Origin of the sequence: Aeromonas sp. FDAARGOS 1415 (genome assembly GCF_019048365.1) — a bacterium.
Lineage (GTDB): Bacteria > Pseudomonadota > Gammaproteobacteria > Enterobacterales > Aeromonadaceae > Aeromonas > Aeromonas taiwanensis.
This window is the reverse complement of the sequence record NZ_CP077363.1, coordinates 115,470-138,685: the sequence shown is the minus strand read 5'-3', so window position 1 is coordinate 138,685 and position 23,216 is coordinate 115,470. Positions and strand designations below refer to the sequence as shown.

At 60.5% G+C, this 23,216-nt stretch carries 25 protein-coding genes, 1 tRNA gene, 2 pseudogenes and 1 riboswitch; of the genes and pseudogenes, 16 read left to right on the top strand and 12 right to left on the bottom strand.

The genetic code is table 11. The features are described 5' to 3' along the window. Nucleotides 1-109: 109 nt before the first annotated feature. Entirely contained in the window at nucleotides 110-778 is a 669-nt protein-coding gene (locus I6L45_RS00665; RefSeq protein ID WP_216983157.1) for a hypothetical protein, read from the bottom strand. A gap of 256 nt (nucleotides 779-1,034) precedes the next feature. Here I6L45_RS00665 and I6L45_RS00660 point away from each other — a divergent pair, with 256 nt between their 5' ends. Further along, a complete protein-coding gene (locus I6L45_RS00660; RefSeq protein ID WP_043758907.1) occupies nucleotides 1,035-1,262 on the top strand; it encodes a hypothetical protein in 228 nt (75 codons plus the stop codon). 32 nt (nucleotides 1,263-1,294) lie between these two features. Here I6L45_RS00660 and I6L45_RS00655 read toward each other — a convergent pair whose 3' ends face one another. Next, entirely contained in the window at nucleotides 1,295-1,798 is a 504-nt protein-coding gene (locus tag I6L45_RS00655) for a DinB family protein (protein ID WP_216983156.1), read from the bottom strand. Nucleotides 1,799-2,012: 214 nt separating this feature from the next. Here I6L45_RS00655 and I6L45_RS00650 point away from each other — a divergent pair, with 214 nt between their 5' ends. The 3 genes from I6L45_RS00650 to aqpZ all read left to right on the top strand — a co-directional run bounded on the left by I6L45_RS00650 (nucleotide 2,013) and on the right by aqpZ (nucleotide 4,603). Beyond that, nucleotides 2,013-2,921, top strand: a complete 909-nt coding sequence (locus I6L45_RS00650) for a Gfo/Idh/MocA family protein (protein ID WP_216983155.1) — start codon at nucleotides 2,013-2,015, stop codon at nucleotides 2,919-2,921. A gap of 172 nt (nucleotides 2,922-3,093) precedes the next feature. After that, entirely contained in the window at nucleotides 3,094-3,615 is a 522-nt protein-coding gene (gene ruvC, locus I6L45_RS00645; RefSeq protein WP_043758913.1) for a crossover junction endodeoxyribonuclease RuvC, read from the top strand. A gap of 301 nt (nucleotides 3,616-3,916) precedes the next feature. After that, complete coding sequence (gene aqpZ, locus I6L45_RS00640) at nucleotides 3,917-4,603, top strand: aquaporin Z (protein WP_134696645.1); 687 nt, start codon at nucleotides 3,917-3,919, stop codon at nucleotides 4,601-4,603. A gap of 183 nt (nucleotides 4,604-4,786) precedes the next feature. Here aqpZ and I6L45_RS20160 read toward each other — a convergent pair. Continuing rightward, nucleotides 4,787-4,895, bottom strand: a pseudogene (locus I6L45_RS20160) (lytic transglycosylase domain-containing protein); the annotation flags it as partial. A 17-nt stretch (nucleotides 4,896-4,912) separates the two neighbouring features. Then, nucleotides 4,913-5,674, bottom strand: a complete 762-nt coding sequence (locus tag I6L45_RS00630; RefSeq protein ID WP_043758924.1) for a lytic transglycosylase domain-containing protein — start codon at nucleotides 5,672-5,674, stop codon at nucleotides 4,913-4,915. Between the two features lie 338 nt (nucleotides 5,675-6,012). Here I6L45_RS00630 and I6L45_RS00625 point away from each other — a divergent pair, with 338 nt between their 5' ends. After that, nucleotides 6,013-6,471: a GNAT family N-acetyltransferase gene (locus I6L45_RS00625; RefSeq protein ID WP_043759036.1), complete on the top strand. Its 459-nt coding sequence runs from the start codon at nucleotides 6,013-6,015 to the stop codon at nucleotides 6,469-6,471. A gap of 4 nt (nucleotides 6,472-6,475) precedes the next feature. Here I6L45_RS00625 and I6L45_RS00620 read toward each other — a convergent pair whose 3' ends face one another. Next, on the bottom strand, nucleotides 6,476-7,018 hold the full coding sequence (locus tag I6L45_RS00620; protein ID WP_043758926.1) for a DUF1439 domain-containing protein: 543 nt from the start codon (nucleotides 7,016-7,018) through the stop codon (nucleotides 6,476-6,478). Nucleotides 7,019-7,114: 96 nt separating this feature from the next. Here I6L45_RS00620 and cls point away from each other — a divergent pair, with 96 nt between their 5' ends. Together cls and I6L45_RS00610 are read left to right on the top strand one after the other, a co-directional pair. Then, entirely contained in the window at nucleotides 7,115-8,596 is a 1,482-nt protein-coding gene (gene cls / locus I6L45_RS00615; protein WP_216983154.1) for a cardiolipin synthase, read from the top strand. A 107-nt stretch (nucleotides 8,597-8,703) separates the two neighbouring features. Continuing rightward, nucleotides 8,704-9,969 carry a DUF945 family protein gene (locus I6L45_RS00610; protein WP_134696647.1) on the top strand — a complete coding sequence of 422 codons (1,266 nt, stop codon included), beginning with the start codon at nucleotides 8,704-8,706 and terminating at the stop codon, nucleotides 9,967-9,969. A gap of 60 nt (nucleotides 9,970-10,029) precedes the next feature. Here the strand turns inward: I6L45_RS00610 and purU are convergent, their stop codons facing one another. After that, entirely contained in the window at nucleotides 10,030-10,866 is an 837-nt protein-coding gene (purU, locus tag I6L45_RS00605) for a formyltetrahydrofolate deformylase (protein WP_043758932.1), read from the bottom strand. Between the two features lie 206 nt (nucleotides 10,867-11,072). Then, a riboswitch (FMN riboswitch) is annotated at nucleotides 11,073-11,227 on the top strand. A 104-nt stretch (nucleotides 11,228-11,331) separates the two neighbouring features. On the opposite strand from purU, the gene ribB reads away from it, so the two are divergent. Continuing rightward, the gene (gene ribB, locus I6L45_RS00600) at nucleotides 11,332-11,985 is read left to right on the top strand and encodes a 3,4-dihydroxy-2-butanone-4-phosphate synthase (protein WP_043758934.1); all 654 of its coding nucleotides are present in this window, start codon (nucleotides 11,332-11,334) and stop codon (nucleotides 11,983-11,985) included. A gap of 225 nt (nucleotides 11,986-12,210) precedes the next feature. Further along, nucleotides 12,211-12,453 carry an Lpp/OprI family alanine-zipper lipoprotein gene (locus I6L45_RS00595; protein ID WP_010634682.1) on the top strand — a complete coding sequence of 81 codons (243 nt, stop codon included), beginning with the start codon at nucleotides 12,211-12,213 and terminating at the stop codon, nucleotides 12,451-12,453. Between the two features lie 134 nt (nucleotides 12,454-12,587). Here I6L45_RS00595 and I6L45_RS00590 read toward each other — a convergent pair whose 3' ends face one another. The 3 genes from I6L45_RS00590 to I6L45_RS00580 all read right to left on the bottom strand — a co-directional run bounded on the left by I6L45_RS00590 (nucleotide 12,588) and on the right by I6L45_RS00580 (nucleotide 14,515). After that, nucleotides 12,588-13,436 carry a tetratricopeptide repeat protein gene (locus I6L45_RS00590; protein WP_216983153.1) on the bottom strand — a complete coding sequence of 283 codons (849 nt, stop codon included), beginning with the start codon at nucleotides 13,434-13,436 and terminating at the stop codon, nucleotides 12,588-12,590. Next, a complete protein-coding gene (locus tag I6L45_RS00585) occupies nucleotides 13,433-14,155 on the bottom strand; it encodes a 4'-phosphopantetheinyl transferase superfamily protein (protein WP_216983152.1) in 723 nt (240 codons plus the stop codon). The genes I6L45_RS00590 and I6L45_RS00585 overlap by 4 nt, the downstream gene beginning before the upstream one ends. A gap of 96 nt (nucleotides 14,156-14,251) precedes the next feature. Next, on the bottom strand, nucleotides 14,252-14,515 hold the full coding sequence (locus I6L45_RS00580) for a hypothetical protein (RefSeq protein ID WP_162231332.1): 264 nt from the start codon (nucleotides 14,513-14,515) through the stop codon (nucleotides 14,252-14,254). On the opposite strand from I6L45_RS00580, the gene I6L45_RS00575 reads away from it, so the two are divergent. From I6L45_RS00575 to I6L45_RS00565, 3 genes are all read left to right on the top strand, one after another. Beyond that, nucleotides 14,433-14,921 carry a C40 family peptidase gene (locus I6L45_RS00575; protein WP_010673526.1) on the top strand — a complete coding sequence of 163 codons (489 nt, stop codon included), beginning with the start codon at nucleotides 14,433-14,435 and terminating at the stop codon, nucleotides 14,919-14,921. The genes I6L45_RS00580 and I6L45_RS00575 overlap by 83 nt on opposite strands. 151 nt (nucleotides 14,922-15,072) lie before the next feature. Then, complete coding sequence (gene rlmF / locus I6L45_RS00570) at nucleotides 15,073-16,026, top strand: 23S rRNA (adenine(1618)-N(6))-methyltransferase RlmF (protein WP_216983151.1); 954 nt, start codon at nucleotides 15,073-15,075, stop codon at nucleotides 16,024-16,026. 233 nt (nucleotides 16,027-16,259) lie between these two features. Beyond that, on the top strand, nucleotides 16,260-16,985 hold the full coding sequence (locus I6L45_RS00565) for a MaoC family dehydratase (RefSeq protein ID WP_216983150.1): 726 nt from the start codon (nucleotides 16,260-16,262) through the stop codon (nucleotides 16,983-16,985). 282 nt (nucleotides 16,986-17,267) lie between these two features. Here I6L45_RS00565 and I6L45_RS00560 read toward each other — a convergent pair whose 3' ends face one another. Beyond that, complete coding sequence (locus I6L45_RS00560; protein ID WP_216983149.1) at nucleotides 17,268-18,254, bottom strand: DUF481 domain-containing protein; 987 nt, start codon at nucleotides 18,252-18,254, stop codon at nucleotides 17,268-17,270. Between the two features lie 21 nt (nucleotides 18,255-18,275). Continuing rightward, nucleotides 18,276-19,193: a L,D-transpeptidase family protein gene (locus I6L45_RS00555; protein ID WP_216983148.1), complete on the bottom strand. Its 918-nt coding sequence runs from the start codon at nucleotides 19,191-19,193 to the stop codon at nucleotides 18,276-18,278. 365 nt (nucleotides 19,194-19,558) lie between these two features. Between I6L45_RS00555 and I6L45_RS00550 the strand changes: the two genes are divergently transcribed. Together I6L45_RS00550 and I6L45_RS20085 are read left to right on the top strand one after the other, a co-directional pair. Next, a tRNA-Ser gene (locus tag I6L45_RS00550) sits at nucleotides 19,559-19,648 on the top strand. Between the two features lie 243 nt (nucleotides 19,649-19,891). Next, a pseudogene (locus tag I6L45_RS20085) lies at nucleotides 19,892-20,050 on the top strand (helix-turn-helix domain-containing protein); the annotation flags it as partial. 17 nt (nucleotides 20,051-20,067) lie between these two features. On the opposite strand, the gene I6L45_RS00545 reads toward I6L45_RS20085, so the two are convergent. After that, nucleotides 20,068-21,221 (bottom strand): IS3 family transposase gene (locus I6L45_RS00545; protein ID WP_216982260.1). Its coding sequence is split into 2 segments (ribosomal slippage): nucleotides 20,068-20,984 and nucleotides 20,984-21,221, totalling 1,155 coding nucleotides; the frame shifts between segments, so codons are not numbered across the junction. A gap of 119 nt (nucleotides 21,222-21,340) precedes the next feature. Between I6L45_RS00545 and I6L45_RS00540 the strand changes: the two genes are divergently transcribed. Both I6L45_RS00540 and I6L45_RS00535 read left to right on the top strand, forming a co-directional pair. Continuing rightward, the gene (locus tag I6L45_RS00540) at nucleotides 21,341-22,180 is read left to right on the top strand and encodes a BatD family protein (RefSeq protein ID WP_216983147.1); all 840 of its coding nucleotides are present in this window, start codon (nucleotides 21,341-21,343) and stop codon (nucleotides 22,178-22,180) included. After that, nucleotides 22,181-23,188, top strand: a complete 1,008-nt coding sequence (locus I6L45_RS00535) for an HAD family phosphatase (RefSeq protein ID WP_216983146.1) — start codon at nucleotides 22,181-22,183, stop codon at nucleotides 23,186-23,188. Nucleotides 23,189-23,216 lie beyond the last annotated feature (28 nt).

Here is a 23,216-nt window from a genome sequence, read left to right as displayed (position 1 = left end):
ATTCCATCATGACATATATATAAATTTTAAATGAGCCCTCGCAAGCTCAGAATAAATTTACGGACATAGTACTTCATGCTCATAATCGAGTATTGATATACCTTAATGTTTATGGGAATGTCTCCATGCGAGAATTCATAATACTATTTGCAAACGCTCGAATTAGAAGCGCCTCTACTCTATTAATCATGTCAGTATGCGCTTCATATGCGGAAAAATATGTGGCCAACTGGCATAGTTGGAGGTGTTTCCACTCGATCTTTCGCGGTGAGTCGTAGGCAGGAATAAAACCGGTTCCTGTATCAGGGTGAAAGACAGTTCGTATTTTCTGTGTTTTACGGTCCCGATTAAATGCACTTTTCATTTCGTCCCATAGACTCTGATCTTTTGCCTTCCCGATGTACAGGGGAGTGCCACGCGAATCATAAAAAACGTAGACACCATTGGTGCTTTTCAGAACTGTCTTCAGTTTTTCTTGCCGTTTGTTCCCTGACACTTCAGAGTTGAACAGCTCCCAAGATGCTCCGTACTTAGATTCACTGGCTTCTATTGGGTAGTACTCCACAATTGGGCGAATAGAAGATGAATGAGCTTCTCGTATTCCCGCCAGCTTCGCCTTTTCGAGCAAGTTGCACACCTGTTTCACCGTTAAAGTAACAGGTGTGTTACTCCATTTATTGATGGTTTCGTACGAAATACCAAGGTGCTTTGCTAGGAGCCGATTATTTGGTTCACCAAAGCGTCGGCGAAGTTCATTAACTAACTCTTTTGAATCCACATGATCCTCAACTATTTAATATGCATTGAAGGGGTAGAGTAGGCCAAACGGAGCCGCTTTTGCGAGCATCGGCAGCGATATCACCAGCAGAACGTTGCGGTTTTTTGAACCCTGTCATTAAAGCGCCAGCAGGCTGCCGATAAAGGCAGCCAGGCGGGGGCGGTTTTGCTATCTTGGCGGCCGATTAATTTTGTGTGGGGGCGCCATGGCGCACCCGCACTAGCACCTATAAAGACACCGGCACAGGAGCAATGAGATGGCAGTCAAAAGCAAGTCCAGAAACGAGAAGATAGGCAGCGGGCTCGGGCTGGTGTTCGGGATCATCGGCTTCAATATGCTGGTGCCCGTGTTGTTCGGGCCCCAGGCCGGGTTTGAGCTGGCGCCGATGATCCTGGCCATGGTGAGCGCCGTGGTCGGCTCCGAGCTGGGTGCCCGAATTGGCAAGTGGGTCGATGCCAGGGCGCAGGCCAACTCCCCGGAGTAAAGGGCGACATCCGCCGCCCGCGCATGGCGGGATCAGCCGCCCCGTCGCCCGGGTTCGCTGCGATGCAGGAAGGTGGTCAGGGTGTCGCGGGGCGGCGTGATGCCGCACTGCACCAGAATCCGCCCGATGGCTCCCCTGTGATAACCGCCGTGAGTCACCAGATGCAGCAGCATCTCCTCGCGGCTCATCTGCCCCCTGTCCCCGTCCACGAAGTGAAACGAGAGCACGGCCTCCCCCTCTGCCTGGCCAAGGCTTGCCACGTAATCCAGATACCAGGCATCCAGCGCGTGGATGGCGGTGCGCAGCGTCGCCAGGGTCGGCGTTTCCGGGGTATTGGTGGCGCTATAGCCGTGGGGCTCCCCCAGCAGGTTGCCCTTGAAGATGGCATCGACCACATGGATATGGTTGAAGATGCGAAGGGCCGTGTGGTGCGCCTCGGGGTGCTGTTGCTGGTCCAGGGTGGCGAGGGCATCCAGCAGCTCGCCGTCGGCCCAGGCCTTGTAGCGAAAGAGGGATGGCAGGGTCGAGTGGCTCATGGTCTTCCTTGATGGGTGGGCGTGCAAGGCTGGCATCTTAGCCAGCCGCCCGGGGCTTGGGAACCTCGGCGCCTGAGCTTGGAAGCTGACCTTCGTCTATTTTTCCTTGTTAATCAGTGGGCTGTGAAGCATCTCCCATACGGGGGCTTGCCCGGTTCGCCCAGGGGCGGGGACATGCTACCTTGCGGCCATCACACCCAGAGAAGGAGTTCCCATGCGCATTGCCCTGATTGGCCTTGGCGATATCGCCCAGAAGGCCTATCTGCCGCTGATTGCCAGCGACGAGCGAGTCACCCCGCTGCTCTGCACCCGTAACCCCTCCGTGCTCGGCAAGCTGGCCCGTCAGTACCGGATCCCCGAGTGCTTTACCGAGGTCGATGCGCTGCTCGCGAGCCGCCCGGATGCGGTGATGATCCACGCCACCACATCGGTGCACTTCGCGCTGGCGCGGCAATGCCTGGCGGCGGGCATCCCCACCTTTGTGGACAAGCCGCTCTGCTTTGATTACGCCGAGGTGGAGGCGCTCGCCAATCTCGCCATCGTTAAGGATTGCCCGCTGTTTGTGGGTTTCAACCGCCGCTATCTGCCCGCCATGGGCGCCGCCCGCAGTCAGCCGCTCACCGAGATCCACTGGCAGAAGCACAGGCACGATCTGCCTGGGCGGCCTCGCTCGTTCCTGTTCGACGACTTTATCCACGTGCTCGACAGCCTCTGCTTCTATGGCGGCGTGCCGGACGGCGACATCCATGCCGTGCTGCGGCGCAGTGCGCAGGATCCGGACATGCTGGTGAGCGCGAGCGTCGCCTGGCAGAGCGGGCAGGTGGCGGTGAGCGGCAGCATGAATCGCAGCGCCGGCATCACGGAGGAGCGCATCGACGCCTATGGGGACAACCTCTCTCTGCATATCGAGAACTGCACCCGGGGCACGCTAGCCCGAGACAAGGCCGTGCAGACCCTGGCACCGGACGACTGGCAGCCGGTGCTGGCCCAACGGGGCTTCGTTGCGATGCTCGATCACTGGTATCGGCAGGTGGAACTGGGGCGTGCCGACGGGCGACTTATCGAGAGCTACCTGCACGGCCATCGGCTGGCGGAGCGACTGGTGGTCATGGCGGGGGAGTGAGCCTCGCCAGCGCTTGGTCCTGGCAGGCCAGTTGGCGAGATAACCGACAGACCACTGTACAAGATGGCGCATCCCTGCGCAGTCAGGCACCCGGGGCGTTGCCGCGCGAGCCAAGCGGGGGGGAGTTTGCTATCTTGGCCGCCATGAACAGCCTTCAACACAGCAGAGTCTCATGAGCATTATCCTGGGGATCGACCCCGGCTCCCGGATCACCGGTTACGGCGTCATCCGCATCGTGGCGGGCAAGGCGCAGTACCTGGGGTCCGGCTGCATCCGCACCGACCTGGGGGAGCTGCCGTCCCGCCTCAAGCAGGTCTATGACGGGGTGAGCGAGATCATCACCCAGTTCAAGCCGGACGAGTTCGCCATCGAGCGGGTCTTTATGGCCCGCAACGCGGATTCCGCCCTCAAGCTCGGCCAGGCGCGCGGCAGCGCCATCGTCGCGGCGGTCAACGCCCTGCTGCCGGTGAGTGAATACTCGGCCACCCAGATCAAGCAGGCGGTGGTGGGGACCGGCGGGGCGACCAAGGAGCAGGTGCAGCACATGGTGACCCATCTGCTCACGCTCTCGGCGACCCCCCAGGCGGATGCGGCGGATGCCCTCGGGGTGGCGCTCTGCCACTTCCATACCCGGCAGAGCCTGATCCGGATGGCGGGGCGCGCCACCGGCGCGGTGCGCGGCCGTTACCGCTGATCCCCGCAGGCCCCCGGCAGGGGGCCGTCCTTCCCCGCCAAGTGCCCATGTTGCCGACAAAAGCGCTATTTGAGTCACTTTCTGTCGCACCTTCCGGACGGGACTCTCATGGAGAAGGGGGCGGCAATGGGGGATATCTTCCTACCTAATCAACAACTTGTGACTTGCGTCACACATTCTTCATGAAATGAGGCGGCTTCGTCTTGTTCCGCCACACTCCCATAATATGGCGCCTGTTTAATAACAGTGTCCGTACGAGCCCTTTTGGGCTCCTTGTTCGTCATCATCGGGAGAGACAAGAGTGAAACCTTTTGCTGCTGAATTTATGGGAACCTTCTGGCTGGTGCTGGGTGGGTGCGGCAGTGCCGTGTTGGCCGCCGCGTTTCCTGACGTGGGTATCGGCCTGCTGGGTGTGGCCCTGGCGTTTGGTCTGACCGTGCTGACCATGGCCTTCGCCATCGGTCATATCTCAGGCTGCCACCTGAACCCGGCCGTGACCGTGGGGCTCTGGGCCGGTGGTCGCTTCCCGGCTTCCAACGTGCTGCCCTACATCGTCGCCCAGGTGCTTGGCGGAATCGTGGCGGGTGGCGTGCTCTATGTCATTGCCAGCGGGCAGGCGGGGTTCGATGTGAGCGCCGGCTTTGCCTCCAATGGCTATGGTGAGCACTCCCCGGGCGGTTACAGCCTGCTGGCGGCCCTGGTGTGCGAAGTGGTGATGACCGGCTTCTTCCTGTTCGTCATCATGGGTGCCACCGACAGCCGTGCTCCGGCCGGTTTCGCCCCGATCGCCATCGGCCTGTGCCTGACCCTGATCCACCTCATCAGCATTCCGGTGACCAATACCTCGGTCAACCCGGCGCGCAGTACCGGTGTGGCGCTGTTCGTGGGTGACTGGGCCGTCGGCCAGCTCTGGCTGTTCTGGGTTGCCCCCATCGTCGGTGCCATTCTGGGTGCATTGGCCTATCGTGTGGTCGCCACGAAAGAGTGATGTGTTGCTAAATAACGTGTGGTATCGACACGCCTTCGGGCGTGTTTTTTCGTTTGAGGGGGAGGGAAAACGCGCCGCCAGGGCGCGGGAAGAGGGGAGACAGGAACCCGTGATCGTCACAGGCCCTGCGGCCCAGCCTCGTTCCGGGTGCTGATACCGCCGTGTTGGTGCCTTGCCTGGGCGCTACAGGCCCTTGGCGCTCAGCATGTCCTTGTAGCGCTGGTGCAGCAGCTTGACCCGCGCCACATAGGCCCGGGTTTCGGCAATGGATGGGAGGGATGTCGCCATGCTGTTGCCTTGCCCGAATGCTTACAAGCCCTTGGCGCTCAGCATGTCCTTGTAGCGTTGGTGCAGCAGCTTGACCCGTTCTACATAGGCCCGGGTTTCAGCGTAAGGGGGGATGCCGCCGTGCTTTTGTACCGCCCCTGCCCCCGCGTTGTAGGCGGCGGTGGCCAGAGCCACGTTGCCGTCGTACTGCTTGAGCAGCCCCGCCAGGTATTTCACCCCGCCGAAGATGTTCTGCTCCGCCATCAGGGCGTTGCCGACCCCGAGCTCCCGCGCGGTGGCCGGCATCAGCTGGGTCAGCCCCATGGCCCCCTTGCGGGAGACCGCCAGCGGGTTGAAGGCGGACTCGGCGTGGATCAGCGCCCGGATGAGGGCGGGCTCGACCTGATAGGCCTTGGCCGCCGCCTTGATGGTGCTGGCGTAGTCGTAGAGGAAGAGCCCGGTCGTGCGCCAGTTGACCTTGGAGGCGGGGTCGCAGGCGTAGCAGTCGTTGAACAGCAGCAACTCGTAGTGGCCCTGCTCCGGCATCATGTCGGAGTAGCGCACCACCCCGTTCTTTTGCACCGACTTGTAGACCTGGATCTGGCGCGTGGCGGGCTCGGGGGCGGGCGCAGATGCCTGGCGCGTGGCGTCGGGTTCGTCGGGTAAAGAAGAGGGGGCCGGAGGTGCCACGTCGGGTTTGTCGGGCAAGGGGGAGGGGGTGGACGTCAGGATCACCACCTCGGCCGGTGGCGGCAACTGGCCCCAGGCAAGGGGGGAAAACAGCGGGATCATGCCCAGCAACATCCATGCTTTCAACGGCTTGCTCCTTAAGCCTCGTTCGCCACGTTGAGTAAAGCATTCTGGGCGCGGCAGAACAAGTGCGCTGGCGGGGCGGCATCAGAAAAGTGCGCGGTGGAAGGGGAGCCGGGATGCCGAGCGCAGCAGGGGTTGCGAAGGTGACAATGCCCGGTGCGGCGGGCCTGGAGTCAACCCTGCTTTCTCTCTGGCTATTGGCTTTTTTGTAAGTTAAAGGCGTGTTATCTTGCTGCTGCTCTACTCTGGTCTGATCTCTTCGGGTCTGATCGCTTGGTGGGGCCGAGTGACGGGGCAGGAGAAGGCCGGGTGGCCATAACGACATGGGCATGACAAACAGGCGAGCGATGGAGCTCAGATTCGAAGAGTACTGTGATGCGGATCTTTCCCTGATCAGGGACTATTACGAGACGACGTTTTCCCACTATGTGCCGGATCTGGCCGAGCGGATCTTCGTGGTGCGTGATGCCCATTGGCTGGTGGGCGCGGTGCGCCTTAGAGACGAACAGGACTACTACCATCTGTGCGGTTTTCGACTGCTGCCCCACTACCAGTCCCTGGGGCTGGGCTCCAGACTGTTGCAGCATGCCTGCAGCAATCTGTCGGACAAGCCCGTGATCTGCCATGCCTTGCCCTTCGAGAAGCCCTTCTACCTCAAGGCCGGTTTCGCCCACCTCCCTCTGAACGAGCTCAGCGGGCCGCTTCATTCCCTCTATCACCAGCAGCACGAACAGGGTTACCAGATCGAGCTGCTGGTGCGTCAGGCCAAAGCCCCCGTTTTCAACTGACGTCTCATTGGGGCTTGGTCAGCAGGTGGATCTTGCCCGGTGACAGCTCCAGCCCCAGCAGATTCTCCTTGAGCCAGGCCTGGTTGGGATCCTTGTCATCGAGTTTGTAGACAGGCTGGGTCTCCAGCCGTTTCTCCATGCTCTGCAGCAGCATGCGCAACATGAAACCGAACTTCTGCTCGGCCGCCGCCGGCTCCAGCTTGTAATCGATGAGCTTCATGTTATCGAGGAAGAGCGCGCTCTGGGCCTTGTCGTAGCGGGGTCTGGCCTCATAGGTCATGTTCAGCAGGGCGTCATACTCGGTCTGGTCCGGCAGCGCTATCTTCAGCTTGCCCTTGCCAAACACCCTGGCGGTGTCGGGGCTCTGGCGGCCGATCTGCACGTCGCTCTGCTCGAGCCGCACGTGAGCCTTGATGATGCCGGGCAGTTCCAACTGTTTGTCCACTTGTACCTGGGATTGCAGGTACTGATTTATCTGCTGCTCATTGATGTCATATGAGCCTTGGCCTAGCATGGCCAGACTCAGCAGCATAGATTGCAGGATCATGCTAACGACCTGATAGAATGGGTGTGTCCTACAGCATACCATCCCGGCCTTGTGGGATCTGCCCATGCCATTTGCCCAATACACCAAGGAGTCGTCTTGCTCGACGGTCTGGAATACGACATTCAGTTGCTGTTTTCCCGCTTTCTCGGCTGGCTGTTGCTGTTGTTTCACACTGTGATAGTGGCGGGGATCTCCCTGCGGGTGGTGATGAAGCGGCGTCCCATCGGGGTCTCCCTGGCCTGGCTGGCCCTCATCTATGCCATCCCCTTCGCGGGGGTCGGCTTCTACGTGTTGTTTGGCGAGATTCGGCTCGGCCGCAAGCGGGCGGAGCGCGCCCAGGCCATGTACCGCCCTTACGCCATCTGGATCCGCCAGCTGGCCCGTCTCTTCCCCCAGCACTGTTGCGAGGTGGGCAGCAAGGCACGCCCGCTCCACGACCTTATCCAGGGACGGCTGGCCATGCCCATGCTGTCGGGCAACCGGATGACGCTGCTGCACAAGCCCGAGACCATCATCCAGGAGATAGTGCGCGACATCCGGGGCTCCTCCCAGTCCTGTTATCTGGAGTTCTATATCTGGCATCCCGGCGGGGATGTGGACGAGGTGTGCGAGGCGCTCATGGAGGTGGCGGCACGCGGCGTGGATTGTCGTGTGTTGCTCGATTCCATCGGCAGCAAGACCTTCTTGCGATCCCGCTGGCCCAAGGCGCTGCGCGCTGCCGGCGTCAAGGTGGTGGAGGTACTGCCGGTCGGTGCCTGGCGCATCCCCTTCCAGCGCCAGGATCTGCGCATGCACCGCAAGCTGGTGGTGATCGATGACAGGGTGGGATACACGGGCTCCATGAACATGGTGGATCCCCGCTACTTCAAGCAGGACGCCGGTGTGGGCCAGTGGGTCGACATCATGATCCGGGTGCAGGGGCCCGTGGTGCCGCTGATGTGGTCCACCTTCGTCTGGGACTGGGAGATGGAGACCGGCGAGCGCCTGCTCGACAGCCTGCAGCACGAACCCGAAGCCTGGCCGCAGACCAACTACCGGGCCCAGCTCATCCCCTCCGGCCCCTTCGTGGGCGGAGACTGTATCCAGCAGAGTCTGCTGCTCGCCATCTATCAGGCCCGCCACCACCTGGTGCTGACCACCCCCTATTTCGTGCCAGATGACCCCCTGGCGGCCGCGCTCTCCTCGGCGGCGGCGCGCGGCGTGCTGGTGCAGCTGGTGCTGCCGGCGCGCAACGACTCCCTGATGGCGAACCACGCCAGCAACTCCTTCATGGAGGATCTGCTGGCGGCCGGGGTGGAAATCTACCGCTACGACGCCGGCCTGCTGCACACCAAGAGCGTGCTGGTGGACGATGACTTCGCCCTGGTGGGCACGGTCAACCTCGACAGGCGCAGCCTCTGGCTCAATTTCGAGATCACCCTGCTCATCGACAACCCGGTGTTCGTCGCCGAGATGAACCAGCTTGTACAGGGCTACATGCTGGAGGCGACCCCCATGTCCCTGACCAGGTGGCGTGCGCGGCCCTGGTACAAAAAACTGCTTGAGAACATCTTCTACCTGTTCAGCCCCTTGCTGTGACAGCCAGAGAGGGAACCCTGAGCCGCGATCCGGCTTGCGTGTGTTCCCATCCTCCCCGTAGAGTGCGCCCATGCACCCGCCATTGATAATGTGGAGAAAAAGAACAGATGAAGAAAAAAGTGGCCTTGGCCGTCGGGGCCGTCCTGGTGGTGGGGGGGCTTGGTGCCTGCTGGTACACGGGCAACACGTTCGACCGGATCCTGGCCGAGCAGATTGCCAGGGCGCAGCAGGAGAGCGGGGTCGAGATCAGCTGGCATCCGGCCACGGAGAACCTGTTCGTTCGCGACGGCCTGCTCAAGGTAGTGGTGCCGCCCCAGACGCTGGAGAGCTTTGATCCCCAGCTCGCGGGGAGCGAGGCCATCGAGATGCAGTTCGCGTTCAACAGCCGCATGTTGCCGCTCTATATCAAGAGCCACCTCTTGCTGGACACCGCAGAGGGCTCCCTCGCGCCCGTCTTCACGGCCCTCGGCATGGAGAAATGGCAGCTGGGGGCGGAGTCGGCCAGCAGCCTCTGGACCATGAGCAACAGCTCCCGATTCTGGGCCAGCGACTTCAAGGTCAAGGAGGGGCTCAACGAGTTCCAGTTCCTGCCCCTGAACGGCGACTACCGCGGCGATCTCGATGGCAATGGTCATCTGACCGCCCACTGGCTGGGCATGACGGTGCACGATGCGCAGAGCAAGACGGATCTGGCCCTGGCCGATCTCAAGGGCAGCGCCGACATGGCGGAGATTAGCGGCCTCTGGCTCTCGCCCCGCAGCGATGCGACCCTCTCCGCCCTCTCCCTGACACAAGGGGATCTCAAGGTCTCCCTGCAGGGGATGACCACCGCCACCCAGCTGGCGGGGGACGATGTCCAGACACTCTCCACCCGTTATCAGATGAAGGTGGCGTCTCTCAATCTGGAAAACGAGGAGGACAGCCTGGCGCTGACCGAGGGCAACCTGGATCTGGCGCTCAACGGGCTGGATCTGGAGGGGTACCAGCGGCTGCAGGAGGCCAGCAGCCAGCGGGTGGACGAGGCCGCCATCCAGGAGGCGCTGGACAAGATGCTCCAGCGGGGGGCCACGCTCCTGCTGACGGACCTCAGCGCCCGCCTCAACGGCGAACCCGTCAATCTGCAGGGGGAGGCCAAGCTGGCCCCCACGACCCTGGCAGCGCTGATGGAGAGCGAGGAGGGGATGCAGGCCCTGTCAGGTCTGCTCCATGCGCGCCTTGGCGACAAGCTGGGCCAGGCGGTTCCACAGCTGGCCCCCATGCTGAGCCAGTTTACCGACCTGGGTTACCTCAAGGCGGAGTCGGCGGTGCTGAGCGCCGAGCTCAAGCTGGAGAAGGGGCAGGTCACCGTCAACGGTCTGCCACTGCACCAGTGAGTGCCCCCGCAATGAAAAAAGGCTCCTTCGGGAGCCTTTTTTCTGGGGTCGGAACGCCGCTTACTTGAACACGACCGTCTTGTTGCCATAGACAAAGACCCGTTCGTTCAGTACCAGCTCCAGGGCGCGGCTCAGCACGGACTTCTCCACGTCGCGACCGGCCTTGGCCATGTCGTCGGCGGTGAAGGTGTGGTCGACGTGGATGACGTCCTGCTCGACGATGGGACCCTCATCCAGATCGTCGGTGACGAAGTGGGCGGTGGCACCGATGAGCTTGACCCCGCGATCGAACGCCTGGCGATAGGGACGGGCACCGATGAAGGCGGGCAGGAAGGAGTGGTGGATGTTGAGGATCTTGCGCGGGTAGGCCGCGACGAAGCTCGGGGTCAGCACCCGCATGTACTTGGCCAGGATGACGTAATCCGGCTGGTAGCCATCGATGAGGGCGCGTACCTGATCTTCGTGTTCGGTGCGGCTGAGATCCTCGTGGCTCACGCAGTGGAAGGGAATGTCGAACTTGCCCGTCAACTCGCCCAGGGTGTCGTAGTTGCCGATCACCGCCACTATGTCCATGTCCAGGGCGCCGGCGTAGTTCTTCATCAGGATGTCGCCAAGACAGTGGGTCTCCTTGGTCACCAGGATGACGATGCGCTTCTTGCCCGCCTTGACCAGGCGGCGCTGGGCGCCCGCCGGCAGGGCATCATCGAGATCCGCCAGCAGGGTCTCGTCGTTGAAGCGGCCTTCCAGCTCGGTGCGCATGAAGAAGCGGCCGTTTTCGTGATCCACGAACTCGTCGTTCTTGTTGATGTTGAGCTGGTGCTTGTAGCAGATGTTGGTGATCTTGGCGATGAGCCCCTTGGCGTCGGGGCAGTCGGTCAGCAGTATTTTCTTTTCCATCTCTGTCATGATTCCGTTTGTGTTGTTGGCGCCCAGTCTGCGCGGGCAGCACGTTTTTTTGGCACTATGCCACAAACAAAATCAGAAAAGACAGCGTGCCGTGCATCGGCGTGACCGGTTGGCAGAGGCGGGCCGCCGGGAGCAACCGTTTGTCGTTGATGGGTTTTGGGCTGGCATCCTGCGGCGATTTTCTTTAGGCTGTCTGCGCTTATTCTCAGGGCGGGGTGAAATTCCCCACCGGCGGTATCCCGATATGACTCGGGGAGCCCGCGAGCGCCCGACCCGGTTTGACGGGGCGGGGTCAGCAGATCCGGTGAGATGCCGGAGCCGACGGTCACAGTCCGGATGAAAGAGGATAAGACAGATATTGCTGGCAAGCCCCCTGCGGGCCGGCCGCTGCATGCCTATCTCTGTCTGCCTTTCCATGCCCTGATTCTGGTCCTTGTCTTTTTTAGGAGTCTTACCATGAATCAGTCTCTGCTCAGTGAATTCGGTGATCCCATTGCTCGCGTCGAGGCCGCGCTGGCCGCACTGCGTGCCGGCCAGGGTGTGCTGGTGGCCGACGATGAAGATCGGGAGAATGAGGGTGACCTCATCTTCGCCGCAGAATCCATGACCAACGAACAGATGGCCATGATGATCCGCGAGTGTTCCGGCATCGTCTGCCTCTGCCTGACCGACGAGCGTGTTCGCCAGCTCGAGCTTCCCATGATGGTGGAGGCCAACTCCAGCCACTACCAGACCGCCTTCACCGTGACCATCGAAGCGGCGCAGGGGGTGACCACCGGGGTGTCCGCCGCCGATCGCATCACCACCATACGTGCCGCCATCGCCGACGGGGCCAGACCGTCCGACCTGCATCGCCCCGGCCATGTCTTCCCGCTGCGTGCCCGTACCGGGGGCGTGCTGACCCGGCGCGGCCACACCGAAGCCACGGTCGATCTGATGCAGCTCGCCGGGCTCAAACCTTACGGTGTGCTGTGCGAGTTGACCAGGGAGGATGGCTCCATGGCCAGGTTGCCGGACCTGGTGGCCTTCGGTCGCCAGCACCAGATGCCGGTGCTGACCATCGAGGATCTGGTGCAATATCGTCAATTGCTGTCAGAGCGTTCAGCCTGAGCCTCATACGAAATTGTAATAAGCCGAAATTTTGGTTACGCTTTGCACGAACCTCATCCGGAGACACTCTTTTTTGATTAAAGTTTGCGCATAAAGTGTGCAACTAAAAAAAAATGAGGGTTTTAACGCATTTATCTGTGATGGGGCCTATCCAAAGTATGATTTTTTTGTGCCATAATCACGCCGCTTGCTAAACGTCTGGCGAGTTAAAGGGAGCTTTTAAAAATGAAAAAAATGTTGTTGGTAGGTGTTGTTGGTCTGTCCGCTCTGCTGGGCGGTTGTGCAAACACCAGCGAACTGGAAACTTCCGTTCAGAATCTGTCTAACAAAGTTGACCAACTGGCTCAAGATGTTAGCGCTGTTCGTGCTGATCAGTCCAAGATCGCTGCTGATGTTGCAGAAGCCAAGCAAGAAGCTATGCGTGCTAACCAGCGCATCGACAACATGGCTACTTCCTACAAGAAGTAATCCATGCGAAAAAATGGCGCATTTTAATGCGCCATTTTTTTTTGCCTGAAATCTGGCAATTCCCCGTGTTTGACTCCCGCCTGAACAAGGCAATGCCGACTGATCGGCATTCCCCGTCCTGAATATCCCTTCGATCAATAAAGCAGGCTGTAGAGCTTGCGGCGGTAATTCTGCGCTGCCGGATGTGCACCCATGGTGGCCAGCACATCGAGATAGATCTTCTTGGCATCCCCAAAGGCCAGATCCCGCTTGAGAATGGTGAACAGCAAGGCCAGAGCCTCTTCCTGTCGACCGACCTGGCTGTAGAGTACCGCCAGCTCCTGGGCGAGGGCGTCATCTGCCGGTTGTTCGGCGTGACGCAGCTCCAGGGCGCGCAGTTCAGGGCTGTCACTGGCCTGCAGCGCCAGCGAGAGGCGAGAGCTCAGGGTCTGATAGTGATCGTCCTGTGCCACCATGGGGATGGCGGCGAGCAGGGCTTGCGCCTCGTCCAGCAGGTTCAGATCCAGGGCGGCCTGTACCAGCCAGAGGCTGATGTCGTGACGCTCGGGGGCGAGGCGGTGGGCCTTGCTCAGGTGGGCGTGCGCCACATCGGCCTGCTCTGCGGCCAGTGCCTGCTTGGCCTGCTCCAGCAGCAGCTCTTCTTCCTTGGGGGCGAAAGCAGCGAAATACTGGCGCAGGGTCGCTTCATCCTGCGGGCCTTCCAGGATGGCCTGCTCATCCGGGCGACCCTGATGGAACAGCACCAGGGCGGGTAACGCACGCAGGGCCAGCTGGCTCGCCAGCGGCTGCAGCTGGGGATCGTTCATGTCGACTTTGGCCAGGGTGACGCCAGGATTGGCCTGACCAACCAGGGCTTCCACCAGGGGGGTCATGGCCTGACACTCCGGCATCTGCGGGGCGTGGAAGTAGATGACGACCGGCTTTTTCAGGGACGCATCGATCAGTTCGGCGTGAAAATTCTGGGGAGTGATGTCGACGATCATGAGGCTGACTCTCGGAAAATGGTGTGGATCAACATGGGGTCCAGCGGAGTGGATTTCAAGCTCCCGTCCAGTAGATAGGCATCGACCTGGCGGGTCGGGGCGGCGAGGCTGAGCCATCCTCTGCCAATTGGCCAGTCGCTCACTTCATAGATGCGGGTATCGAGCAGGTTCTCCAGCCGCCACCCTTGCTCCGGCAAGAAGCAGACCTTCTCCAGCCCGGCGGCGATGCCGGCGCCGTGGGCCTTGAGCACCGCCTCCTTGCGCGACCACAGCCGATAGAAGGCCGAGTCCTGCTCCTGCACTGGCAGGGTGCGCAGCCACAGGTATTCCCCGGGGGCATAGAAACGCTCTGCCAGGGGCAGTATGGGGCGGCGGCGCAGGCCCATTTCGATATCCACGCCGAGGGGACCCTCCCGACAGAGGGCGAGCACCAACCAGTCACCGCTGTGGCTGAGGTTGAACTGCCAGTGGTGGTTGCACAGCATCGGTTTGCCATGCTCGCCGATGTGAAAGGCCAGAGCGCCGGCAGGACAGTGTAGGCGCTCGGCCAGCAGGCGGCGAAGCAACACGCGTCCCAGCAGGTACTCCCGCTGGCGGCCGGGCTGGCGGATCTCGTGCCAGTGGCGGTATTCCTCCGGGGAGAGCCCGGATGACAGCCCGATCAGCTGTTCAGTATCGACGAGCGCGGTATTTAACAAATAGAGATCCGCAGAAAGCATAATATTTCACTTAAAAATGGGGTCGAAGTAGCGATAACAATCCGTTTGGAGAGGCCGAAACCGATGCTTTCAAGATTGTATATTGTTTGGCCATGATCACATAAATTGCGCTAAACAGAGCATTTCCTTGCAAAAATGTGAGTTCGATTGGGATTTTCGCTTGCCTCGATAGAATTCTTGGATATAGTCGGGTGCTGTTGCCTTATAAATTGCCCTGTCGGGCTGCATTTTAACAAGTTTCACTCTTTTTTGTGGGGATAAAGGATTGCGCCACCTGATGCTACTGCTGGTCGCGCTCGGAATGGTAGGTTGTGCTTCGGCACCCCAACCCGAGGTCGCGAGCAAGATCGAGGTTTCCATGATGGAACCCGTGATTGAACCCGAAGTTTCGCCTACCCCGGATGTCAACGAAATCCTGACCGTATACAAAGAGTGGCGTGGTACCCCCTACCGTTATGGCGGTACCACAGAACGAGGCATCGATTGCTCGGCGTTTACCCGTGAAGTGTTCCGCAATGCCATCGGCATCGAATTGCCCCGCGATACCCGCTCCCAGGTCCACGAAGGCTCTCGCGTCTCCAAGCAGGATCTGGTCGAGGGGGACCTGGTCTTCTTCAAGATCAACCCGCGTCTGAACCATGTCGGCATCTATGTCGGCAACGGTGAATTCATCCACGTCTCCTTCCGTGCCGGCGTCACGCGCTCCAAGCTCGACAATGTGTATTGGCGCAACAAGTTCTGGCAGGCACGCCGGATCGATATCTGAGTCAGGCTGGACAAACGGCTCGCAGTACGGACTGTTTTTCCAACCTCACTTGAACCGGGCCCTCAGGGTCCGGTTTTTTTATGGCCCTCTTTTAGACTTTCCCTGGCTGACTCTCTATAGTGTGGCCCCCTTGATCCTCGGCAGGTCCAGCATGACACCCCAGCAGAAAACCGGATTGCACCCGCGCAATCGCCATCAGACCCCCTACGACTTTGACGCGCTCTGCCAGCGCACCCCGGCGCTGTCGCCTTTCGTGTTCGTCAACGAGCACGGCACCCGGACCCTGGATTTCGCCGATCCGGCCGCCGTCAAGGCGCTCAACCGGGCGCTGCTGGCGCTGCACTATGGTATCGAACACTGGGATCTGCCGCCTGGCTACCTCTGCCCGCCCATCCCGGGGCGGGTCGATTATCTGCACCGCGTCGCGGATCTGCTGGCGGAGAGCGCGGGCAAGGTGCCGATGGGCAAGGGAGTGCGGGTGCTGGATATCGGTGTCGGGGCAAACTGCATCTACCCCCTGCTGGGAGCCCGCGAATATGGCTGGCGCTTCGTGGGGTCAGACATCGACCCGGTGTCGGTCAAGGCGGCGACCCTGCTGGCTGCCAGCAATGGCCTGGGGAGCCAGGTTGCCTGTCGCCATCAAGGCAACCCGAAACACATCTTTCGCGGCATTCTGGGGCCGAAGGAGCACTTCGCCCTGACCCTGTGCAACCCTCCGTTCCATGCGTCTCTGGCCGAGGCGAGCAAGGGGACGGAGCGCAAGCTGCGCAACCTGGGCAAGGGGGAGGGCAAGGTGGTGACAGGGGCGCCCGTGCTCAATTTCGGCGGGCAGAAGGCCGAGCTCTGGTGCGAAGGGGGCGAGGCGGCATTTCTGGCCGGCATGATAGAGCAGAGCAGGGAATTTGCCGCCCAGTGCCTCTGGTTCAGTTCGCTGGTGTCGAAGAAGGAGAACCTGCCGGCCGCCCGCAAGGCGCTGACCCGGGCGGGGGCGCGGGAGGTTCGTGTACTCGATATGGCGCAAGGCAACAAGGTGAGCCGGATCCTGGCCTGGAGTTTCCTGGATGAGGAGAAGCGGGCAGCCTGGTGGTCTGCCATGGGCCGATGAGCAAGACCGGGGCACTGGCAAGGGCCCCGGATCCCTTTTTCCGGGCTGATTTATTCCCGCTTGCAGCCCTCGATTCAATCGTTTTCCCACCTGATTTTTCCAGCATGTTAGTGACCACTCCCGCCCTCGGTACAGTTGTACGCCGAGATTTTTTTGTACTTACTGCTGAAACTTTCATAAAATGGGACTGGTTAGACCTCTTCACAGGCTGTTAATCGAATAGGGATCGGTACATGAAAGTTGTCGATTTTCTGAAGCACAAGCGCGAAATTCTGGCGCAGCACCCCTTTGAGCTCAAGGATTGGCTCTCCCCGGCTATCCGCGACTACTGGCGTGAGTTTCAGCAAAAGGCACACCTTCACCCCTTGCTGGGGCGAGTGCTGGATCTGCAAGGGGAGTCCCAGAACGCCCAGCAGCAGGAGAGCGCCAGAGTGGCACAGGTGGCCAACGGCCAGCCGGCCATGACGCAGGATCCTGTCGTCGAGCTCGACGGGGAGGCCGCCGCACTCTATGCCGAGCTGCAGCACCGGCTCGGGGAGGAGACCCATGTCGGCGAGTGGTTGCAGGTGACTCAGGCGCTGATCAACCAGTTCGCCACCGTGACCGGGGATCACCAGTGGATTCACACCGATCCCGAGCGCGCGGCGGCCGAGTCCCCCTTCAAGACCACCATCGCCCACGGCTTCCTGACCCTGGCCCTGCTGCCGCAGCTGACCGGCTCGGTGGATGAGACGACGCCAGAGTTTCCCACTGCCCGCATGGTAGTGAACTTCGGGCTGGAGCAGGTACGCTTCCCCTATCCCATCAAGGTGGACAGCAATATCCGGGCCCGCACCAAGCTGTCCCGGGTCACCCCCATCAAGGGCGGGATCGAGCTGCTCAAGGAGATCAAGATCGAGATCGAGGGGATCCGTCGTCCGGGGTGCGTCATCGAGTCGGTGACCCGCATCTATTTCTGATCACGCCTTCACTGTTGATGGTTGAACGGGCTCGCTGTTGCGGGCCCGTTTTTGTATCCGGCACAGATGGCCAGCCCCAGGACAAACGGATCCGCTGCTGGTTCTGACTCATAAAACCGGTGCTGTCGCAGCTAGCCGGTTTTCTTTTGATAAGGTTGTGAGCTGGTGAGATAGCACTGCATGCCGCGATTGAAGCTTGCATCTGACCCTGGAGAACATCGCGCCTATTAATGAAAAAGAGGAGCCGCTATGACTCCCCTTTGCATGTGACTGGTCACTGGTTCAAAAACTGGCACCCAGGCTGATCAGATGGCGGACCTCGCTCTCCTTGAGACTCTGCCCTGCCCCCTCAAAATGGAACTCCCCATCTTGCCAGTCGAGTTCGCTCGACCAGGAGAGGCGAACGTTGTCGTTGAAGTAGTAGCGTAGTCCTAGGCTGCCATTGATGTCCTGATCCAGGGTGAGATAGGGGGACTGCTGTGACAGGTATTTCAGATAACTGCCCTTGCTGAACAGCTCGAACTGCTGCCGCCAGAGCGAGAATGGCTGGCGATAATCCCAACTCAGACTGCCGATGGGGTAGCTGATGATGCGCGAATCAAACAGAAGCAATCCTGCCCAGCCGCCATCGCGAAAATAGGCGCGCTGGACACCTGCTTGGGCAATCAGTTCCAGTCGCCTGCGCTTGTCATTCCAGAAGCGGTAACCGGGACCGGAGCTGAAATCGAGCTGGAGATAGTTTTCATCGAGCATGTTGTATTCGGCATTGAGAGAATTGCGAACAAACCAGTGATCGTTGAAGAAATAGTCCAGGGTCGGGTTGACGGTATAGTCGTGGCTGTCGGTCTCGCCATTGGCGGTTTCGTAGTTGTATTCCCCTGACAAGCTGTAACGCCAGTCGAGATTGGCGACCTCCGTCTTGCCCTTGATGTTGATGTCGTTGGTGCGGGTTTCATTCTTCTTGAGCTTGATGTTCAGGTCGCCATTGCCGGTCCAGAGCCAGGCGTTGCCCTCGTCCCCCTCAGCCTGAAACAGCGATATTCCCCCCTTGGCCGTGGCCTTGGGCTTGTCCTGCTTTTCCAGTCGCCAGCGTTTGACTGCTTCCCGTTTGACCGTTACTGCCTGGCTGTAGGGGAGGGCAATACGCACCGACTCTGGAGTGATCTCTTCTATGGTGCCCGTCAGACGATCGCCGTTGCGCATCCAGAGAATGTCCTTGGCCCACGTCAGCGGGCTTGCCAGGATAAACAGAAGAAGCAGGTATCTCATGAGCGATGATGACTCCGGTACTTAGCCGCTGATAGGGCGGGGTAGTCCATTCTTGCTGTCCAGTGTGGCGGTGACGTCGGCCTGGGTAACCTCGGGCGCGCTGATAAATTGCTCGACGGCCGGTGGCAGGATCAGGGGGGCGCCATTTTCGAGTTCGTCTTCGGTACGGGAGAGAGGGGAGTGCACCTCCAGCCAGCGGCGTCCATCGGGCTCCACTGCCATCTTGACCGGCTGGTTGATCACCCGCACCGGCGTGCCGACCGGCACCAGGCCGAACAGCATCTCGATGTCATCCGGGCGCAGCCGGATGCAACCGGCGCTGACCCGCAGGCCGACCCCGAAGTCCTTGTTGGTGCCGTGAATGAGGTAATCCTTGTTGCCATAGCCCAGGCGCATGGCGAACTTGCCGAGGGGGTTGTCCGGGCCGGGCGGTACCACGGCGGGCAAATCGATCCCCTTCTGCTCCAGCCAGGATTTGCGCACCATGGGGCCGGGCACCCAGGTCGGGTTGGGATTCTTCGCGATGACGGTGGTGGTCATCTCCGGCGTCTCGCGCCCGATGTCCCCGATGCCGATGGGCAGCACCATGACCTCGTTTTTGCCCTTGGGGAAATAGTAGAGGCGCAGCTCTGGCAGGTTGATGACGATGCCTTCCCGCGGCACGTCGGGCAGCAGCATCTGGGTCGGCAGGGTCAGCCGGGTGCCCGGTTTGGGCAGATAGGGGTCGACGCCGGGGTTGGCCTCGAGCAGGGCCAGAAAACCGATCTGGGTATATTTGCCCACGAGCTCCAGATGATCGCCCGGCTGGACTATGTAATCTTCCAGCTCGCCGATGAGCCGGCTGTCGGCGGGCGGCAGGGGATAGGTTTTGGACCAGGCCGGCGCGGCCCAGAGGCTGACGGCGGCCAGCAGCAGTGAGACGATACGTGTATTGAACATGGTTCTTCCTATCGACAGTGGGTGAGGGAAGCCCTCCTTCCCAAAAAATGAGCTGGGATTGTCAACCAATCGTCCGGGGATTACCAGCCTCGCACCCGGGTCTGCCGGGTGGGATGGCGGCAGTTTGCATCAGCGTTGTAGCGAAGAACCCGTGTTGCCGGGAATGACGGCCCATGGGAAGCCGCGTCATGGCTCCCTGCCCAGTGACTGCTACTGACACTGCGGATCATGTTTGCCATGTGGTCGGCGTGAGCAGGGGAGGGGCGCAAGGTGTGGAAGGGTGGCGTTTTTATCGCCAGTTGTCTGATCTGCAACGAGATTTACGTTGATTTCCCGGCTTGGGTTGAGTCAATATGAGGGCCCGTGGAGAGATGCCGGAGTGGCCGAACGGGATTGACTCGAAATCAATTGTGGCAGCAATGCCACCCAGGGTTCGAATCCCTGTCTCTCCGCCACATACCAAACCCAACCTATTGATTAGGTTGGGTTTTTTCATTTTTTATTTTTTATGGTATGCCATCCAGTGTGCCAATTGGTGTTGGCTGCTCTACTCCTTGATAGCACTTCTTTGGACAGATCATCGTCATTACTCCTTTCAGTTTAACTAAACCAAGAGAGGGCCAGCGGCCCCTCTGTAGTGGTCAACTAAATCTGGACACTCAGTTGAGGCGTTTTTCGTCTTCTGCTGGAGGTGCCCCGTGCAGGGAGCGTCAGCCAAAGCGGTGAGCAGAATCATTGCTTATCAACGCCAACAACGGCGAATGACCCAATAGGAAGTCGCTGAACGGCTGCAGATTGGAATGGAAGCGGTATCGCGTATGGAGCGGAGCATTGTGGTTTCCACTATCGTTCGACTTGAATCGCCCCGGCTTCTCTAGACACTTTTGAGCCGTTCGAAATATTGCTTTTCACACTCTACTGGCGATAGCCCGTTGTTGAAACTGTGCCGACGCTTGGGGTTGTAAAACATTTCAATGTAATCGAACACATCCCGCCGGGCCTCCTCGCGATCCGCATAGGTTTTACGTCGGATCCGCTCGCGTTTTAGGAGCTGGAAGAAACTCTCCGCCACCGCGTTATCATGACAGTTACCACGTCTGCTCATGCTGGCCTTGAGCCGGTGCTCCCGCAAAAAATCCTGCCAGTCATAGCTGCTAAACTGGCTACCTTGGTCGGAATGAACCAACACTTCCTGCTCAGGTCGCCGTCGCCACACCGCCATCAGTAACGCGCTGATGGCTAGCTCTCGGTCGATCCTTGGCCTCATTGACCAACCAATGACTTGTCGTGAAAACAAATCCAATACTGCGGCCAGATAGAGCCAGCCTTCATGGGTTCGGATATAAGTGATGTCCGTTACCCAGACCTTATTTGGCTCAGTCACATCGAACTGGCGCTCAAGATGATTCGGTGCAACCACTGCCGGCTGGCCACCATAATGACCGGGACGGCGACGATAACCGGTTTGTGAACGTAAACCCTCATGACGCATTAATCGCGCCACCCGGTGTTTCCCGCAGGTCTCTCCCATCTCTCGCAGGTCATCCCGGATCTTACGATAACCATAGACGCCCCCGCTTTCTAGCCAACATTGCTTGATCTGGCCCAGGAGGCGTTGGTCTTCCAGGGCTCGGGCAGATAAAGGCTGGAGCTGCCAGGCGTAATAACCGCTCGGGTGGACATTCATCATTCGACACAGTCTGCGGATGGGATATGTGGACGCGTGCTCCCGGATGAAGGCGTACCTTACCCTGACAGCTTGGCAAAGTACGCGGCGGCCTTTTTTAAGATATCTCGCTCATCGGTGACGCGGCGCAGTTCAGCCTTGAGGCGCCTAATTTCGGCTTGCTGGCTGGAGTCATGCTGTTGCTGCACGTCGGGTTGGCTGTAGCGCCTGATCCAGGCGTAAAGACTATGGCTGGAAACACCAAGCCGCTCAGCAACCTCTGCCACTGGGTAATTCCGCTCAGTCACTTGCTTGACGGCGGCCAATTTGAATTCTTCCGTGTAACGTTGCTGTTTGCTCATAACACCTCCTGAATGACCTCAGTTTGAGGCTCTTGGGGTGTCTAGGAAAGTAGGGGCGATTCACCGTCACCTTCTGGACTGACTCCTGGTTCAACCCACCTCCCGAATGGCCTGACCAGGTGGTGAGAAACGGCGCCCTGCTGACCACGCCCCTGCCGAACCAGCTGTTGACGCGCCAGCAGGATGGCAAGAGCTGGAGCGGCGTGCGGATGGAAAGGCTGGTTTCCGCCTGGGATCCCGGCACGCTGAGCCTGCCGGCGCTGGAGGTGACCCTCTCATCGGCGGGGCAAGCCCCCCACACCGCCTCCCTGCCCGCCGTCGAGCGACCCGTGGCCTGGCCCCCGGACGTCAAACAACCGGACCGCTTCCTGCCGGCCAGCGCCCTGACCCTGAGCCAGAAGCTGGTGCTCTACCGCAGCGGGGAGGGGGACGAGCTGCATGTGGGGGATGCCATCGAGCGGCAGGTGACGGTCAAGGCCGAAGGGGTCGTGCCGTCCCAGATCCCGCAACTGCTGTACGCCATTCCCGGTCAGGACAGCCAGCGACTGCCCCCCGTCAACAGCCTGCTGGATTCGGGGCGTGGCGACTTTGGCGGTGGCCAGCGGGAGGAGCGCCTGCGCTATCTGCCCACCCGGCAGGGCAAGCTGGTGCTGCCGCCCTTGACCCTGAGGTGGTGGGATACCTCGGCGCAGCGCTGGCAGTCGGCCGAGCTGCCGGGGGCCGACTACGAGATACAGGGGCCGCGTGCGGCCGGTCGAGAGGCCGAACTGCGGGCCGGCACCACCTCTCACCTCTGGCGCTACCTGTCTATGCTGGGAGGCCTGGCCATCCTGGCGGTGGCGGGCTTCTTCGCCCGTCATTCGCTGCTGCGTGGCTGGCAGTTTGCCCGCCTCGCGGTTGCCCGATTCTGGCGTCCCGTCCCGTTGCCGGACCTGACGCCCTCACATAAGGAGAATTAGATGAAACTCAACCCTCTGCTTGTTGCCCTGCTCGTGAGCACCTGTGCGGGCGCCAGCGAACAAGGCACGGCCAACCCCCTTGCCGCCTGGCAAGACACGGCGCCCAAGAAGGCGATCGAGGCCTGGGTCAAGGGCGCCACGACGGAAGGCTCCAAGACCTTTATCCCGGTCAGCAAACGCTATGTGGTCTTCGACAACGACGGGACCCTCTGGCCGGAAGCCCCATTGACGTTCCAGCTGCAATTCGCCCTCGACGTGATCAAGCGACTCGCTCCCGAGCACCCGGAGTGGAAAGACGATCCCATCGTCAAGCTGGTCCTGGCCGACGATCTGGCCGGGCTGGTCAAGGCGGGCAAACCGGGGCTGACCAAGCTGGTGGCGTTGACGCACAGCGGCATGAGCACGGACGACTATGCGCAGCGGGTGCGCCACTGGCTGGACACGAGCAAGCATCCCCGCTTTGGCTGTGGCTATGACAAGCTGGGCTACCTGCCCATGAGGCAGTTGCTGGAGTATCTGCGGGCGAACGGCTTCAAGACCTGGATAGTGTCCGGTGGCGGCATCGACTTCATGAGGGTGTTCGCGCAAGAGATGTACGGCATCCCGCCGGAGCAGGTCATCGGCTCCTTCGCGCTGTCCGACTATGCCTTGACGGCGGATGGCTCAGCCATCACCAAGACGATGAAGGGGGCCTACTTCGACGACGAGGCCGCCAAGCCCGCCGCCATCCACCTCTTCATGGGGCAGCGGCCGGTGGGGGCCTTTGGCAACAGCGACGGCGATGTGCCCATGCTGCAATACACCTCCACCCAGCCCGGCTTCAAGACCTTCGGCCTCATCGTGCATCACACGGACGCGAAACGGGAGTATGCCTATGACGGCCATCCCCCGAGCAGCGGCACCCTGGTCAAGGGGCTGACGGAGGCGACCAAATATGGCTGGACCCTGGTGGACATGAAGCAGGACTGGAAGAGCGTGTTCGATCCCGCCCTGTGTCAGACCCCTTGATGACCGCGCCCTGAGAGCATCAGGGCGT